The sequence below is a fragment of the Pseudomonas sp. BIGb0278 genome, from assembly GCF_024809895.1.
GTDB classification, from domain to species: domain Bacteria; phylum Pseudomonadota; class Gammaproteobacteria; order Pseudomonadales; family Pseudomonadaceae; genus Aquipseudomonas; species Aquipseudomonas shirazensis.
Map to the genome: position 1 here is coordinate 1,783,235 of NZ_JANUEL010000001.1, position 16,595 is coordinate 1,799,829.

At 60.6% G+C, this 16,595-nt stretch carries 12 protein-coding genes and 1 pseudogene; 9 read left to right on the forward strand and 4 right to left on the reverse strand.

The annotated features are described in order from the left end of the window. Window positions 1-34 precede the first annotated feature (34 nt). Entirely contained in the window at window positions 35-991 is a 957-nt protein-coding gene (locus M2396_RS08140) for a DMT family transporter (protein WP_150569561.1), read from the forward strand. Here the strand turns inward: M2396_RS08140 and M2396_RS08145 are convergent. The 4 genes and pseudogenes from M2396_RS08145 to M2396_RS08160 form a co-directional block, all read right to left on the reverse strand. Further along, the gene (locus tag M2396_RS08145; protein WP_259074139.1) at window positions 967-1,686 is read right to left on the reverse strand and encodes a DUF2063 domain-containing protein; all 720 of its coding nucleotides are present in this window, start codon (window positions 1,684-1,686) and stop codon (window positions 967-969) included. The two genes, M2396_RS08140 and M2396_RS08145, sit on opposite strands and share 25 nt — an antisense overlap. Then, window positions 1,683-2,513 carry a DUF692 domain-containing protein gene (locus M2396_RS08150; protein ID WP_259074140.1) on the reverse strand — a complete coding sequence of 277 codons (831 nt, stop codon included), beginning with the start codon at window positions 2,511-2,513 and terminating at the stop codon, window positions 1,683-1,685. The genes M2396_RS08145 and M2396_RS08150 overlap by 4 nt, the downstream gene beginning before the upstream one ends. Window positions 2,514-2,618: 105 nt before the next feature. Then, window positions 2,619-2,873: pseudogene (locus tag M2396_RS08155) on the reverse strand (hypothetical protein); the annotation flags it as partial. A gap of 215 nt (window positions 2,874-3,088) precedes the next feature. Then, the gene (locus M2396_RS08160) at window positions 3,089-3,652 is read right to left on the reverse strand and encodes a DUF4174 domain-containing protein (protein ID WP_150573501.1); all 564 of its coding nucleotides are present in this window, start codon (window positions 3,650-3,652) and stop codon (window positions 3,089-3,091) included. Between the two features lie 286 nt (window positions 3,653-3,938). Between M2396_RS08160 and pvdM the strand changes: the two genes are divergently transcribed. The 8 genes from pvdM (at window position 3,939) to M2396_RS08200 (ending at window position 16,583) form a co-directional block, all read left to right on the forward strand. Then, window positions 3,939-5,312, forward strand: a complete 1,374-nt coding sequence (gene pvdM / locus M2396_RS08165) for a pyoverdine-tailoring dipeptidase-like protein PvdM (RefSeq protein WP_259074141.1) — start codon at window positions 3,939-3,941, stop codon at window positions 5,310-5,312. Further along, window positions 5,309-6,589: an aminotransferase class V-fold PLP-dependent enzyme gene (locus M2396_RS08170; protein ID WP_259074142.1), complete on the forward strand. Its 1,281-nt coding sequence runs from the start codon at window positions 5,309-5,311 to the stop codon at window positions 6,587-6,589. The genes pvdM and M2396_RS08170 overlap by 4 nt, the downstream gene beginning before the upstream one ends. A 96-nt stretch (window positions 6,590-6,685) precedes the next feature. Then, window positions 6,686-7,495 carry a formylglycine-generating enzyme family protein gene (locus M2396_RS08175; RefSeq protein ID WP_224786383.1) on the forward strand — a complete coding sequence of 270 codons (810 nt, stop codon included), beginning with the start codon at window positions 6,686-6,688 and terminating at the stop codon, window positions 7,493-7,495. Between the two features lie 35 nt (window positions 7,496-7,530). After that, window positions 7,531-8,547: a GNAT family N-acetyltransferase gene (locus tag M2396_RS08180; protein WP_101318520.1), complete on the forward strand. Its 1,017-nt coding sequence runs from the start codon at window positions 7,531-7,533 to the stop codon at window positions 8,545-8,547. 330 nt (window positions 8,548-8,877) lie between these two features. Next, a complete protein-coding gene (locus M2396_RS08185) occupies window positions 8,878-10,626 on the forward strand; it encodes a BCCT family transporter (protein WP_259074144.1) in 1,749 nt (582 codons plus the stop codon). Between the two features lie 197 nt (window positions 10,627-10,823). After that, on the forward strand, window positions 10,824-12,479 hold the full coding sequence (locus tag M2396_RS08190) for a cyclic peptide export ABC transporter (protein ID WP_181108735.1): 1,656 nt from the start codon (window positions 10,824-10,826) through the stop codon (window positions 12,477-12,479). A 294-nt stretch (window positions 12,480-12,773) separates the two neighbouring features. Further along, window positions 12,774-15,089, forward strand: coding sequence for a TonB-dependent siderophore receptor (locus M2396_RS08195; RefSeq protein ID WP_259074146.1), 2,316 nt, complete (start codon window positions 12,774-12,776; stop codon window positions 15,087-15,089). Between the two features lie 297 nt (window positions 15,090-15,386). Beyond that, a complete protein-coding gene (locus tag M2396_RS08200; protein WP_259074148.1) occupies window positions 15,387-16,583 on the forward strand; it encodes a colicin-like pore-forming protein in 1,197 nt (398 codons plus the stop codon). The last annotated feature ends 12 nt before the right edge of the window (window positions 16,584-16,595 follow it).

Here is a 16,595-nt window from a genome sequence, read left to right on the forward strand (position 1 = left end):
AGAATAAACCTTACCAATTGTTTCCGGATTCGCCATGTCTCGCTTACATGCCATGCTCAAACGCCAGATCGACAACGGCAGCCTGTTTGCAGTGCTCGCGGCACTGGGCTTCAGCTTCAAGGCGATCTTCGTCAAACTCGCCTACGCCGCAGCTGCGGTAGATGCAATCACCCTGCTGGCGATGCGCATGGCGTTGGCCCTGCCGCTGTTTGTCTGGTTGCTGTGGCTCAGCCAACGCCAGGGTGGCGAACGGTTGACCGTGGCCGATGGGCTGCGGGTGGCAGTGTTGGGGCTGCTTGGGTACTACCTGGCCAGCTGGTTCGACTTTTATGGCTTGCAGTACATCAGCGCGGGGCTTGAGCGGCTGATCCTGTTCACCTACCCCACCTTGGTACTGCTTATCCAGGCCGTCGCCCTGCGTGAACGGCCCACCTTGCGCACGATGGCGGCGATGGGGCTTTGCTATCTCGGCCTGGGCATCGCATTCGTGCACGATGTCAGCAGTGCCAGCGCAGGCCAGCAGATCATTGTCGGCTCGTTGTGGGTGTTCGCCAGCGCGGTCACTTACGCGATGTATTACTGCGGCACCGGCATGCTGCTCAAGCGCATGGGCTCTATGCGCCTGGCCGGGTTGTGCGGCACGGCTTCAAGTTTGATGGTGCTGGCCCACTACCTGCTGGTGGCGGATGTAAGCCAGCTGGCGCAGTTGCCGGCTGCGGTGTGGGCCAATGCCGGACTGATGGCAGTATTCTCCACGGTGCTGCCGATCTACTGGCTGGCCCTGGCGATTCAGCGCCTGGGGCCTACCCAGACGGCGGCTGTCGGCAACCTCGGCCCGGTACTGACGGTGCTGGCGTCGTGGGCGATTCTCAGTGAGCAGATTTCACTGTATCAAGTGGCGGGCATGGCACTGGTGCTGTTGGGAGTCACCCGGTTGAAGCCGCCGGCGAAGAAATCCGCCGAGGCTCAGGCCGAGGCACCTGCCAGGTAATTTGCGGCGATGACAAGCTGCTGCGCGTGCAGGTCTTCGAGCAGCGCCAAGCCCTGCGCCTGAACCTGCTCGTCGCCCAGCGCCTGCAAGCGCTGCCGTCCGCTGCCGCTGAGCCCGGCCAGTAACTGGTAGGCCATTGGGGTGAGTCGGGCGAAACGCACCTGCAGGTGCTGATCGCGATAAACCAGCAACAAGGTTGGCGATGCAGGTGGCGCTGAAGGCTGATAGCCGGGGCCGATCCGATCGACCGGCCAGCGGTACGCCAGGATCCGCGCCAGGCACGACAGTGTTGGCTCGCCCTCCAGCAGATCGGCTGTATCCAGCTGGGTGAAGGCCTCATCAGCGCTCAGGAAAAGCTGCGCTTCGATCCATTCGTAATGGGCCAGTTCCAGTTGCCACGGGGCGTCCAGATCAGCCTCGTGCAGGTACTCGATGAATGCCCCGCCGACCTCGGTAAACAGCGGCGTCTGGCTACGGTAAGCGGCATAGAAATCACGCACTCTCGCGTGCCAGACCAGCTCGCCCAGGGTTGCTCGCATGACCGGGAAACTGGCTGCCAGCAGCCCTTCGATGCTGTTGTAGAACAGCTCGCGATAGACCCGCAGGCGCCGAGCCTCGATATCGGCCGGCGGCGGGTTGCGCACGGGGTCGCGCACGTAGTTGGCCATCTGCAATTGCTGCTGATGCAGGTTCATGCTGCACGCCTCCCGCGGGCTTGTTGCGCCATTGCAATGCGCGCCGTTTCGGCCAGAAGCTCGGCCAATGGCGGGTAGTTGAAATCGCGTTCAAGAACCGTCGGCTGCACGCCAAAGCGCTCGCAGGCCACTGCGTACAGGTCCCAGACGTGCTCTTTCACCGGCGCGCCGTGAGTGTCGACCTTGAGGTCGGGGGCTTCGTCATAGTGACCCGCCACGTGCATGGCAGTGACCCGCTCGCGGGGCAAACCGCGAAGAAAGTCGACGGGGTCATAGCGATGATTGCAGGCATTGACGTAGACATTGTTGATATCCAGCAGCAGATCGCAGTCAGCCTCGTCCAGTACCGCGCGGATAAACGCCAGTTCGCTCATGGCCTGGTAAGGCGCGGCGTAGTAGCTGATGTTTTCGACCGCGATTCGCCTGCCCAACTGGTCCTGAGCCTGACGAATGCGCGCGGCGACGTGGCGCACGGCTTCATCAGTGAAGGGTATCGGTAACAGGTCGTAGAGGTGACCGTCATCGCTGCAATAGCTGAGGTGTTCGCTATAGTGCCGGACCTCAAAGCGATCCAGAAACTGCCGGGTGCTGGTCAGCAGGGTCCGGTCCAGCGGTGCGATGCCGCCGAGTGACAGCGATAGCCCATGGCAACTGATGGCAAAGCGTTCAGCCAGCTGGGCCAGGCTGCGGCCATGGCTGCCACCGACACCGATCCAGTTTTCCGGGGCGCACTCGAGAAAGTCTACCGCCCCCTGGGGCATGGTCAGCAATTCGGGTAACAGGCCGCGACGGAGGCCTAGGCCGGTGCGCAGATGCGGGTTGTTCATGCTTGGTACTCCGGGCAAGTGCCGCAGGCCTGATCCATACCGAGGATCGAGGCCTGCGGACGTTGGCGGTCAGGACTTGGCTTTGCCTGCCTGTTTCTCGCTGGCACCGCATTTGCCCTCACCGCACTTGCCTTCGGCCTTGCCGGCTTTGGCCTCACCGCCGCATTTGCCTTCGGCTTTGCCAGCCTTCTCACTGCCGCCGCACTTGCCTTCGCCGCATTTTCCTTCCGCGTCGGTCTTGGCGGCGGCCAGTTGATAACCCTGGCTCATCGGTTCGACGGCGAAGGCGCTATTGCCCAGCAACAGGCTGCCGACGACAGCAGCGCCAAGCAGGCCAAGGGTGTTTTTCGACTGTTTCATGGTGGTGCTCCACTTGCGGTTGGTAGTGGAGCCATTGAGCCGCAGTGGTGTGTCGGTGATGTATCGGCACTGCGGTGCTTTTGTATGGGAGTGGGTCAGGAATAGGTGTGGATACAGAGTGATACACGCGGGCGGGTGGACCGCTACGCAATCCTTTCCGGCCGGCTGGCGTCCGGTGAGACAGCTTGGTACCGCGTGTATACCTTTATTTGCGCTCAATCCTCCAGCGGCTTGGGTGGCGCCGCTGGCTTGGCCGGCTTGACAGGCTTGACGTTCTTGGCCTCCTTACCCTTGGGCTCCGGAGCAGCTGCCGCAACCGGTGCCGCAACCGCTGCAGCCTTCTCGCTGGCAGGCAACTCGTCCACCGCCTTGAAGATCACCTGCGGATCAAGCTTTTCGCCGCTGTCGTCATCCTTCAACACATGAAACTCGCCATCCTTGCCCACCAGAATGACCTTGGTGCCTTTGCTCGCACCCAGTTTCAGTTCACGAATCAGGGCCATGGTGGTCTGCTGCTCAAGGTTTTTCCCTTCGCGCGTACCCGCTAGGCCAGCAACGCTGTAGAGCACCAGCTGACGCTCCTCAAAGGCCTTTTTGGTCGCCGATTCATTCAGTGCCTCGTTAAGGCCGCGCAAGGTCGGGTCAGCTGGGCTGGGGGCAATCACCACCAACGGCCTGGCCTTGCCCAGCTCCTTGGCCAACGGCGCATCGCTGTCGGCGGCAAGCAAAGGGCCAGCTACGGCTAGCAACGTGGCGAGGGTCAATGACCGGACAAGCATGCACATCTCCTTATTCTCTCGATGAAACAAAGACTACAGATCGGGGAGAAAGATCCTGTCGGCGAGCCTAAACCAAGTCATCCAACACCTGCTTGGCTCAAGCGTAACTGCCGATTTCCAATACCTTCGCAGATCAGGACGACAGCACCTACGGAAAATGCCTACGCCTCGTTTGAGCATAGCCGATTGCCGCCAGGCGATTAATTTTTCCCCGTGGCCACACGTCCTTCCCCTCATAGCGTGTGGCTTGAGCCACGCCCGGTTACCACCCTGATCCGAGATGGCAATGAACATACGATTGCGCAACAAGGCGCTGTACCTGGGCCTGCCCCTGCTGCTGGCGCTGGGTGGCGGCGGCTACCTGGCCTGGGACCACTGGAGCAACCGCGGCTACCCCGCCGAGGTGATCCAGCAGGCGGACGCGCTGCATGAATACATGCTCACCTTTGACAGCCATATCAGCCTGCCGCTGGACTACGCCAGCGCCGGCAACGAGTTCGATAAAGACGGCGCGGGCCAGTTCGATCTGGTCAAGCTCAACCGCGGTCGGCTGTCGGGTGCCGCGTTGAACCTGTTTGGCTGGCCAGAGATGTGGAACGGCGACAATGCGCCGCACAAGCCAACCGCCGCCTTTGTCGATGAAGCGCGCCACCAGCAGGAAGTGCGCTACCGGATCATCACCGGCCTGGTCCGCGACTTTCCCAATCAGGTCGCCATCGCCTACAGCCCCGACGACTTCCGCCGTCTGCACGGTGAAGGCAAGTTCGTGATCTTTCTGAGCATGCTCAATGCGTACCCACTGGGTAATGACATCGATCTGCTCGACACCTGGGCTGCGCGCGGCATGCGCATGTTCGGCTTCAGCTATATCGGCAACAATGCCTGGGCCGACTCATCGCGGCCGATGCCGTTTTTCAACGACACCCCAAATGCCCTCGGCGGCCTGTCGGCAATTGGCAAGCAGGCCGTGCAGCGGCTCAATGACCTGGGCGTGATCATCGATGTGTCGCAGATGTCGACTCCAGCGCTGGAGCAGGTCGCCCAGCTCAGCCGCGCACCGCTGGTAGCGTCGCATTCAGCGCCGCGGGCGTTGGTGGACATCCCGCGCAACCTCAGCGACCGCGAGCTGCAGCTGATCAAGGACAGTGGCGGTGTGGTCCAGGTGGTAGCGTTCTCGCAATACCTCAAACCGCTGACCCAGGGCACCCGTGACAAACTCAACGCGCTGCGCCAGCGCTTCGACCTGCCGCCCCTGCAAGACCTGGCCATGGCCCTGATGCCTGGCGACCCGATCATTGCCGGCTGGCCCGAGCAGCGCTTCGGCGAGTACGCAGGCGCGCTGTACGGCATTCTCGAAGACGAGCCCAAGGCCACGTTGCAGGATTTTGTCGCGGCCATCGACTATACGGTGGCCAAGGTCGGCATCGATCACGTCGGCATCAGCTCGGACTTCAATGAAGGCGGCGGTGTGCAAGGCTGGGACAACGTCGGCGAGGTCCGCAACGTCACAGCCGAGCTGATCGCCCGCGGTTACTCAGAGGCCGATATCGCCAAGCTCTGGGGCGGCAACTTCATGCGCGTCTGGGCGCAGGTGCAAAAAGCGGCGCTACCGGTCGCCAGCCTGCAATCGGCCAGCTCTGTCGTGGAGGCACAGCCATGAACCCGCGGCGGACCTTTCTCAAGCAGGCCGGGGTGCTCGCCGCCACGTTGCCGCTGGGCCAATACGCGCTGGCCACGGCTGCTGAAAATCCTGCGACCAGCGCCAGCGGCGACAAATGGCGTGACCTGCAGCAGCTGTTCGAGCAGGACCCTAGCTACCTGCACCTGTCCAACTTCCTGGTCACCTCGCAGCCGCGCCCAGTCCGCGAGGCAATCGCCCGCTACCGCGCACAGATCGACCGCAATCCGGCCTTGGCAATGGACTGGGACCTGCAGGAAACCTGGAAGCGCGAGGGCCAGGTCCGCCGCGCCGCCGCTGAATACCTGAAGGTGAGCCCGGCCCAGATCGCCCTCACCGGCAGCACCACCGAAGGCCTGGCGATGGTCTACGGCGGCATCCAGGTACGTCCGGATCAAGAGATCCTGACCACCGTGCACGAGCACTATTCAGCCGAGACCAGCCTCGACCTGCGCACCCGCAAGCAAGGCACCCAGGTGCGCCGCATCACCCTGTTCAAAGACCCGGTGCTGGTCAGCGAAGATGAAATTCTCGGCAATATCCGCCAGGCCATCCGCCCGCAGACACGCGTGCTGGGCATGACCTGGGTGCAGTCGGGCAGCGGCGTCAAACTGCCGGTTGCGCGTATCGGCGCGCTGGTGCGCGAGGCCAACCGCGACCGCGCCGAACAGGACCGCATCCTGTATGTGATCGACGGCGTGCATGGCCTTGGCGTGGAAGACCTCGACGTGCCGAGCATGGACTGCGACTTCTTCATCGCCGGCACTCATAAATGGTTGTTCGGCCCACGTGGCACCGGCATCGTCTGCGCCCGCAGCGCCAAGGTCGAACACCTGACGCCAATGGTGCCAACCTTCTCCGAAGACACCGACTTTGCCACCACCTTTACCCCCGGTGGCTACCACGCATTCGAGCACCGCTGGGCGCTGGATGAAGCCTTCAAGTTGCACCTGCAATTGGGCAAGGCCGACATCCAGGCGCGCATCCATCAACTCAACAGCTACCTCAAGCAGCAACTGTCGACGGTGCGGGGGGTCGAGCTGGTAACCCCCCGCAGCCCGACGCTTTCCGCCGGTTTCTGCTTCTTCCGGGTCAAGGATCGCGACTGCGACGAGGTCGCCGCCTACCTGCAGAAAAACAAAGCCATGGTCGATGCGGTGTACCGCGATGTCGGCCCGGTGATCCGCACCGCGCCGGGCCTGCTCAACGACGAAGCCCAGCTCGAGCGCTTTGTCGCCCTGCTGCGCAAAACGGTGTAACCGATGTATTCGCCAACGAGAATTGCCATGTCCCAACCCACCTCGCGCCCTACCCTCGCCCGCCTGCACGGACTGACCCTGGCGCTCGCCGCCGGCATGCTGCTCAGCAGCGGCGCCCAGGCCGCAGCGCCCGGCACGGTGATCCGTGACTGCAAGGACTGCCCAGAGCTGGTGGTACTGCCCGCAGGCAGCTTCAGCATGGGCACCCCCGAGGGTGAAGTCGGCCGCCAGCCCGATGAAGGCCCGCAGCATGAGGTGACCTTCAAGCGCCCTATCGCCATCAGCCGCTTCCAGGTACTCAAAGGCGAGTGGGATGTGTACCTGCGCGACAGCGGCTACCGCATGCCCAGCGGTGATGACCGCGAAGGCCGCCAGTGCATCGCCGGCATCCCGCGCTACAAGTACGAAGCGCGCAACCCGGCGGTGTGCCTGGACTTCAACGAAGCCCAGGCGTACATCCAATGGCTGTCGAAAAAGACCGGCAAGCAGTACTTCATGCCCAGCGAAGCGCTGCGTGAATACGCCGCCCGCGGCGGCAGCAAAGGCCCGTTCCCGTTCCCGCTGGACCCGGACAAGGAATACAGCATCGCCCTCAATGCCAACACCTACGGCCCAGCAGACGGCTTTGCCAATATCGCCCCGGCCGGCAGTTTCAAGCCCAACGCCTTTGGCGTCTATGACATGCACGGCAACGTTTCCGAATTCACCCCTGACTGCTACCGCGACAGCTATGAAGGCGCACCCAACGACGGCAGCGCCTGGACCGAGCCTGGCTGCAAGGTGCTGTCGATGCGCGGCAACGACTGGATCGAGCCGCCGATCTTCTCCCGCTCCGGCAACCGCAACGCCACCATCCCGTCCGACCGCGGCGACTGGCTGAGCTTTCGCGTTGCCCGCGAACTGTGACCGCCACCCCACCCGTGCCCCGAGGGAGCCCTGCCATGCCCGCACCACTGTTCAGCCTGACCTTGCCTGATGGCCGCCGCGCCAGCACTCACGGCGACACCGCCGAGGGCGTGCTGCAGGTCGGCGACCTGCCCTCGCTCAGCTACCGTTTCGACGGCGAGCGCGTGCTGATCGATAGCCCGCTGCCCGCGCACTACCCCGCCACCGCCTTGCTGGCAGTGATCGGCAGCCACTTTGCCTACCGCAAAAAATCCGCCGTGCTCAGCATCAACCTCAAAGCCCCGCAGGCATTCGCCGTTGCGGCAATCCGCCAGGGCGTGTTCGACACGCAGCTGCCCAGTGCAGATGGCAGCCTTGAACTGCAATGCCGACGCGCCACCTTCTGGCAGAACCCGCTGGCATGGCTGACCGCACCGGCCAGTGTGCACACGGCCCCGCATTACTGTTTCAGCGGCGAAAAACGCCACCCTCAGCGCCCCCCTATCCCTGCCGGCGAAGTCTATCGGCGCCACCTGCCGGGCCTGAACAGCACTTTCAGCCTGCGCACCATCGACCCCGACCGCGACCTCGAAGCCTTCAACCGCTGGATGAACCTGGAACAGGTGGCGTACTTCTGGGAGCAGACCGGCAGCCTCGAAGAGCACGCCGCCTACCTGCGCGAGATGCTCGACGACCCGCGCGTGCATCCGCTGATCGGCTGCTTCGACGATGAGCCGTTCGCCTACTTCGAGGTGTACTGGTGCAAGGAAGACCGCATCGCGCCGTTCTATGACGTGGCCGACTACGACCGCGGCTGGCATGTGGTGGTCGGTGAGAGCAAGCACCAGGGGGTGGGCAAGCTCAAGGCATGGTTCAACTCGCTGATGCATTACATGTACCTGGATGATCCGCGTACTCAGCGCATTCTTGGCGAGCCGCGCATCGATCACACGCGCCAGATCGAATTTCTCAAGTCGCAGGGCTTCGGCCACTTGAAAGACATCCAGTTCGTGCACAAGAAGGCCGCCTTGCTGCGTCTTGAGCGCGAATACTTCTTCGAACGCAGCCTCTGATTTGCGTCGTTAAAGGGTTTGGCCTGCCATCAGGCCGAACCCGCTAAGCAACCGGCTGCCCGCCACCTCCCCCGTTGAATCCCCCGCCTCTGCTCAGGGCAAGCGCCCGCCTGACCGTCCTTCTCCCGCCGTTGCCCTGCACCAGATTCTCCCTGCGCAGTTGTCGCAAGTCGTCAAAAGGATTGCGCATGGACGCTCTCAGAACAGGCGGCGTGAACAGGAAATGGATAATCGGCGGGCCTCCAGTGCGCACTGACGTCGGACTGTTTGCAGCGTTACCGAGAAAACAAGAACAAAGACCTGCAAAATTTCAAGGTGGGTAGTTAATTTATGGCAATGGAAAACAACGCTGAAACCCTCGCACTCGGCGTGACCGACCCCTCCAAAACAGAAGAAGCGCGGCAAGATCGGCATCTAGAAGGCAAGATCGACTGGATCGTGTTCGGCATTACCAGCATCACCGCAATCGCCTTCATCCTCTGGGGCTTCCTCAGCCAGTTGACTCTTGCCGCCAGCGCGTCAGCGGCGCAATCCTGGGTCATCATCAATTTCGGCTGGTTCTTCGTGCTGACCTCTACGCTGTTCGTGATTTTCGTGCTCTGGCTGGCGGCGAGCCGGTACGGCAGGATCCCACTCGGGCGTGACGGCGAGGTGCCCGAGTTTCGCACAGTGTCGTGGGTCGCGATGATGTTCAGTGCCGGCATGGGCATCGGCCTGATGTTTTTCGGCGTCGCTGAGCCGCTGTCTCACTACATGACGCCACCTCCCGGCTCAGCGGCCCCCCAGTCCAACGAAGCGATGCAGGTGGCGATGGCTACCACCCTGTTCCACTGGACGCTGCACCCGTGGGCGATGTACGCGATTGTAGGCCTGGCGATTGCTTACGGTACGTTTCGGCGTGGCCGCTCGCAGCTGGTTTCGAATGCATTTCGTCCCCTGATCGGCAAGCATGCCAACGGGCCGCTGGGGCGGGTAATCGACATGATGGCCATTTTCGCCACCTTGTTTGGCTCTGCCGCTTCACTGGGGCTTGGGGCGCTGCAGATCGCCGGCGGCCTGGAATACAACGGCTGGATCGAACACCCTGGCAAAATCTTTTACCTCGTCATCGTGACCGTGCTGACCATCGCCTTCGTTGCCTCTGCGGTGTCCGGGATTGGCAAAGGCATCAAGTGGCTGTCCAACGTCAACATGATCCTGGCCCTTGCCTTGGCCGTGTTCGTATTCCTGGTCGGCCCGACGTTATTGATGTTGAACCTGCTGCCGACCTCTATCGGCGTCTACATCAAGTTGCTACCGGAAATGATGGCGCGTACCAGCGCCAGTGGCGGCCCGCAGATGGACAGCTGGCTGGCCAGCTGGACCGTGTTCTACTGGGCATGGTGGATTTCCTGGACGCCTTTTGTCGGCATGTTCATCGCCCGCATCAGTCGCGGCCGTACCATCCGCCAGTTCGTCAGCGGCGTGCTGCTGGTGCCAAGCCTGGTCAGCCTGATCTGGTTCACCTTGTTCGGCGGTGCAAGCATCGATGCAGTGCGTGAGGGCAGCCTGCTGCTGGTGGACGGCGTGGTCAACAGCAATACCGCGCTTTACCAGCTTCTGGACGGATACCCGCTGGCAAGCCTGACGTCGGTGTTGGTCATGGTGCTGGTGGCGATTTTCTTCGTGTCCGGGGCGGACGCTGCTTCGCTGGTGATGGGCACGCTGTCGGAGCGCGGGACGACGACACCGTCGCGGTCCACGGTGATTTTCTGGGGCGGCCTGACCGGCACCGTTGCGGCGATCATGCTCGCAATTGGCGACCCGGCGAATCCCGGCGCGGCCCTTACCGGTCTGCAGAACCTGACTATCGTCGTGGCCCTGCCCTTTGTGATCGTGATGGTATTGCTGTGCGTGGCGCTGTATCGCGATCTGCGCAGGGATCCGATGATGCTGCGTCACGTGCGTGCCAGCGAACTGATCGAAAAGGCAGTACTGTACGGCGCGGTGAAGCACGGCGAGGAGTTTTACATCGTCGTCCAGGAAACCAAGTCTGCACCTAAGCACGCGAGTGAAAAACAGCACGCAACCGAGTCGTAACGGCTATCTGAATTGGCTTCAACCTGAGCGGCTCTGCGAATGGTGGACATTTCTGTCCACCATTAGCGCGAGCAGCTCATCCTCCCCTCTCTCCTCGCTAAATCCCCCTCCTCCCGCTTCGTCCTCTCTGCAGGGATACGCCAGCCTTGCGCGCACGGCTATCTGTCTTTTTCTCGCCGTTCGACTCAGGAGTTTCCATGATCAGCCCTCCACGCAGCCGCAGCGCCTTCGCCGACCTGCTGCGCCTGCTCAAGCCGTTCTGGCCCCTCGTGACTGTGTCCATCGTGCTGGGCATGGTCGGTGGCTTGTCGATTACGGTGTTGCTGGCCACCATCAACAATGCCCTCAACAGCGAGGCTGGCTTGACCGGCAATGTCGTTGCCGCCTTCGCCGGCCTGTGTCTGCTGGCGCTGTGCTGCTCGATCCTGTCGGACATGAGCAGCAACCGCGTCGGCCAGTACATCATCCGCCGCCTGCGCCTGGAGCTTGGCGAAAAGGTCCTCAGCGCACCGATTGCGCAGATCGAACGCTACCGCAGCCACCGCCTGATCCCGGTGCTCACTCACGACATCGACACCATCAGCGACTTCGCTTTCGTGTTTGCCCCGCTGGCCATCTCGCTGACCGTCACCCTCGGCTGCCTGGGCTATCTGGCCATGCTGTCGTGGCCGATGTTCCTGATGATGCTGGTGGCCATTGCCATCGGCTGCACCGCGCAGTTCGTCGCCCAGAACAAAGGCCTGAAAGGCTTTCTCGAAGCACGTGATGAAGAAGACAACCTGCAAAAGCACTACCGCGCGATTGCCGATGGCGCCAAGGAACTGCGCATTCACCGCCCGCGCCGCCAGCGCATGTTCACCCAGCGCATCCGTGAAAGCGCTTCGCTGATCTGCCGCAAGCAGATCGAGTCGGTGAACATCTTCATTGTCGCCAAGACCTTTGGCTCGATGCTGTTCTTCGTCGTGATCGGCCTGGCGCTGGCCATGCAAGCCTACTGGCCCGACAGCAACAAGGCGGTGATGAGTGGCTTTGTGTTGGTGCTGCTGTACATGAAAGGCCCGCTCGAGCAGTTGATTGCCAACCTGCCGATCGTCAGCCGCGCGCAAATTGCCTTCCGACGCATTGCCGAGCTGTCCGAGACGTTTTCCTCGCCGGAGCCACATCTGCTGCTCGACGCCCCGGCCAAGCCCGCGCAAGCGGTGCACGAGCTGGAACTGCGCGACGTGCGCTATGCCTTCCCGGTAGTTGACGGCGCTACGCCGTTTGCCCTCGGGCCGGTCAATCTGAAGATCCGCCAGGGCGACATTGTCTTCATCGTTGGCGAAAACGGCTGCGGCAAGACCACCCTGATCAAACTGCTGCTGGGCCTGTATGAGCCGCAGCAAGGCGAAATACGCCTGAACGGCCAGGCGGTAACGGCACAAAACCGCGATGACTATCGCCAGTTGTTCACCACCATCTTCGCCGACTACTACCTGTTCGACGACCTGGTCCAGGGCGACGGCGACCTGCCGGCAGACGCTGCCCGTTATCTGGAACGCCTGGAAATTGCCCACAAGGTCAGCATCCGCGACGGCGCCTTCACCACCACCGACCTCTCCACCGGCCAGCGCAAGCGCCTGGCGCTGGTCAATGCCTGGATCGAAGAGCGGCCGGTGCTGGTATTCGACGAATGGGCCGCTGACCAGGACCCGACCTTCCGCCGCATCTTCTACACCGAGCTGCTGCCCGACCTGAAACGGCTGGGCAAGACCATCATTGTCATCTCCCACGACGACCGTTATTTCGATGTGGCCGACCAGCTGGTAAGGATGGATTCGGGCAAGGTCCGCAGCGATCTGGAGCCGGCCTGAAAAAACTTTTCCGGTTTTCAGCGGGTCATGCGTTCCATTGTAAGTTGAGACGCAATCGCATTAACACTTACGCCATATATAAGAGCCGACACAATGCCAGCACCACACCGCCTCACCCCACTAGGAAAAGCACTGCTTCTGCGCCATGCCTTGCGCCCATCGTTGAGCATGAGCGCTCTTGGCCTGGCCCTGGCCCTGCCCTACGCAACGGTTGCTCAGGCGCAGGACCTGGCTTTCGACATTCCGGCGCAGCCGCTGAGTAGCGCGCTGCTCAGCTTCGGCAAGCAGACCGACATGCAGATCCTGTTCAGCCAGGACACCGTGCAAGGCCGCCGCAGCGCAGCAGTAGCCGGTCGCCTGTCGCCTGAGCAAGCACTGGCGCGACTGCTGCAGGGCACTGGCGTCAGCTACAGCGTGCAGGGCAACGTCGTCACCCTTGGCGCTCCGCGGGCGGCGGATGATTCGGCCATGCAGTTGGGTGCAACGAACATTTCCGGGGCGGCGTTAGGGATCACCACCGAAGGAACAGGTTCGTACACCACCGGTGAAACCGCAGCGGCTACGCGCTTGCCTCTGAGCCTGCGCAAGACGCCGCAGTCGGTCAGTGTGGTCACTCGCCAGCAGATGGATGATCAGAACCTGCAAAGTGTTTCCGATGTGCTCAAGCAGACGCCGGGGATTACTGTTGACCAAGAAAGCTCAGAGGCTTATAGCTTCTATTCGCGCGGTTTCAAACTGGAGAATTTTCAGTTCGACGGCGTTCCCAGCCTCTCCTCCGAAGGCGGCTCTCTGCGTGACAACTACAGCATCGGCGACAGCTTGATCTACGACAGGGTAGAAGTGCTCAAGGGCGCAACCGGCTTGGTCAACGGCACCGGCTATCCGTCGGGCGTTGTCAATCTAGTGCGCAAACGCCCGACCGACAAGTTTCAGGGCAAGGTCGGCCTGGGTGCCGGTTCTTGGGACAAGTACACCGCCGACATCGACTTGTCCGGCCCTCTTACCGACAGCGGTAACATTCGCGGTCGCACCGTGGTGGGTACCCAGAAGCAGCACAGCTATGTGAACTACCTGACCGGCGAGCAAAACACTTTCTATGGTGTGTTGGAGGCCGACCTTAACGAAAGCACGATGCTGTCGGTCGGCTATGACATTCAGAAAAACAACGATAACGGCAGTACAGTCAACGCGATGCCTGGGTTTTACCAAGACGGTCGCATCGCCAAGTTTGATCGCGATTTCAACGCCGCCGACCGTTGGTCCTGGCGTAATCAGGAAACTCAGCGGGCGTTTGTCGAACTGTCACATACCTTCGATAACGACTGGATTCTCAAAGGTGTGGCCAGCGGACGCCAGTATCGCTCGCGTGAGTTGATGTCCGGCGTCAGCGCTGAGGGCATCCGCGATGACGGCAGAATCTCCCACGGCTTCATCGGCGGCAACATCAACCCGGACGGCACGATTAACCAGGAATTCGGTACCGCGTCGAAGTTCAATACCACCAGCAAGGAAAAAGGCCTCGACCTTTATGCACGAGGCCCGTTCACCCTGGGTGGACGCATCCACGAGGCAGTTGTTGGCTACAACTATTCTGAAACCAAATCTCAATCAGTTCGCCAGGACGGCCAAACCAACCCGATTGTCGAGGACGTCTTCCAATGGGATGGATACGGAGACTACCCGACCAATTTCCAGTGGTGGTCAACCTTCGATATCAAGGCACGCCAGAGCGTTGCCTTCGCTGCATCGATCTTCAAGCCGACTGACGAGCTGTCATTGATCGTGGGCGCCCGCGTGGTCAACTACACCTGGGAAATCGATACGATCAACGCCGTGAATCGCAAGCTGCCAGCAGACTCTAAGGTGTCTGGCGAGGTCGTACCTTATGCCGGCGTCACCTACGATCTGGATCAGTACCACACTGTCTACTTCAGCTACACCGACGTTTTCAAGCCTCAGGCATACAACCGCGATGCGACGGGCAAACCGCTTGATCCGATGACGGGCAAGAGCTACGAGATTGGTATCAAGGGCGCTTACCTTGAGGATCGGGTCAACGCCAGCCTGGCAGTGTTCCAGCTGTCTCAGGACAACTTCGCAGTAGAAGTCGGTTACGACGCGCAAAACTTTCGGTCCATCTACGAAGCCAGAGAAGGTGTAAAAACACGCGGCGTCGAGCTGGAGGTCTCGGGCGAGGTCCTCAAGGACTTGAATGTGATGGGTGGTTACACCTTCGCGGAGTCGCATGATAGCGACGACGAGCGCGTGGCGACCAACCAACCGCAGCATCTGCTGAAACTCGCGACCAACTACAGGCTGCCGGGCGACTGGAGCAAGGTCACGGTAGGCGGCAATCTCAAATGGCAGAGCGGGACGTTCTATCAACCGGGTGAGTGGTACACCACCGATGACCCGAACGCCAAATTCAAGCAGAAGGCCTTTACGCTGGTCGGTCTCAATGCGGGTTATGACTTCACACGCGACCTCAAAGGCACGGTTAACGTGAACAACCTTTTCGACAAGCACTACTACAGTGGCCTGGGCAACTATGACTCCGTGTACTGGGGGGCACCACGCAACGTGATGTTCAATGTGAAATACAGCTTCTGACCTGACCTCTAGTCACGCGAGCTCAAAGCCCCCGTCGGGAATCCGGCGGGGGCTTTTTTTTAATGCGTTTTTGCCGCGCAGCGACTTGCTTGCACGTTTCAGCTAGCAGACAAGCATCTTCAGACCTCCTCTACCAAGACATTCGATGGATCCTGCCGAACGACCAGATGCTCCAATGCATTTCTATTTGCATTAATGCATTTGTGCATATACAGTTGCTCCACCTGCCCGATCGTACGAACGGCAGGCCCGGAGCAAAACTGCTCCTTCATTAATCACTGCGAGGAGTGACACCCTATGACAACCAATCTTCCAGCCACCTTTGTGGGTGCACAGCCACCCACCGGCAATGACCCCTTTGGCATCGGCTTCAATGTCCAGTCTTACAATTTCGCGCCCGGCATGGCGTCCACGCATATGGCATATATGAAATATGAAATTCAGTATGCAAACAGAGGCTTGGCGAAGGAAATAGGCCGTATTGAACGGGAGGTAAAAGCAACTTATGCCGAGAGCTCCAAAGTTCTCGACGCGCACCTCAGCAATCAACTAACTGCACTAGGTGCCACGACAGCAGATGCAGGTAGTAATGCTGGAAAGATGCAAACACTCATTACAAGCTTGGCAACCGAGCGAGCAGTAGCACTAGAAAAAGCTAACGCTTTTTTTGGCAGCAACCCCCTCACGATTTCGATGAACGTCAAGCAGGCCAAACTTAGCGTAGGTGGATCCCCTCGTGGCTACATGGCCATGGCACTGCGCATTCAGACGGAATACGGCTTGTCGTACGCTGAAGCGCACAAGGTCCTTTGGCTGGATGCTGCAATCGAGTCCATGGGTAAGCGCCTCGCTGAAGAACGCGTCAAAGCACAACAGCAACGCGAGGCGGAAGCTAAACGTCTAGCCGAGGAGAAAGCCAAGGCTGAGGCTGAAGCCGACCACATGGCGGCGGTCAAATTCGTTGTCGACTTTTATGGCGAAGTAACAGACAAATTCGGCAATCAACTGGCCTCGCAAGCTCGGGAACTGGAACAGGCTGCTCAGGGTAAACGCATCCGGTCCGCAGCTCAGGCGATCAAGGCATTCGACCAATACCGGGAAGGCATTCAAAAGAAGTTCGGCGTCGCAGATAGGGCTGCAATCGCCACTGCGCTGAAGGCCATGGATAAGAAACAAATGTCGGAGAACCTTGCACGCTTTGCCAAAGGTTTTGGCGTTACTGCCCTAGTCATGGATTTACAGGTCTTACATACCGCTGCAGTCGAAGGCTTCGAGACCAATAACTGGAACTCTTTTTTCCTGGCAACCGAAACTTTCGTGGCAGGGAAGCTCGCAGGAATACTGTTAGCAGCCGCCTTTAGTATGACTATCGGTATGCCGGCAGGGGCTGCTGGAATCCTAGCCTTCGCCGTGCTAATGGCTGTAGTCAGCGCTGCAATCGATGACAACCAAATGAAGAAATTCAACGATTTTGTTTTGTCTCTCAAACCTTAATCTAACAAGCTG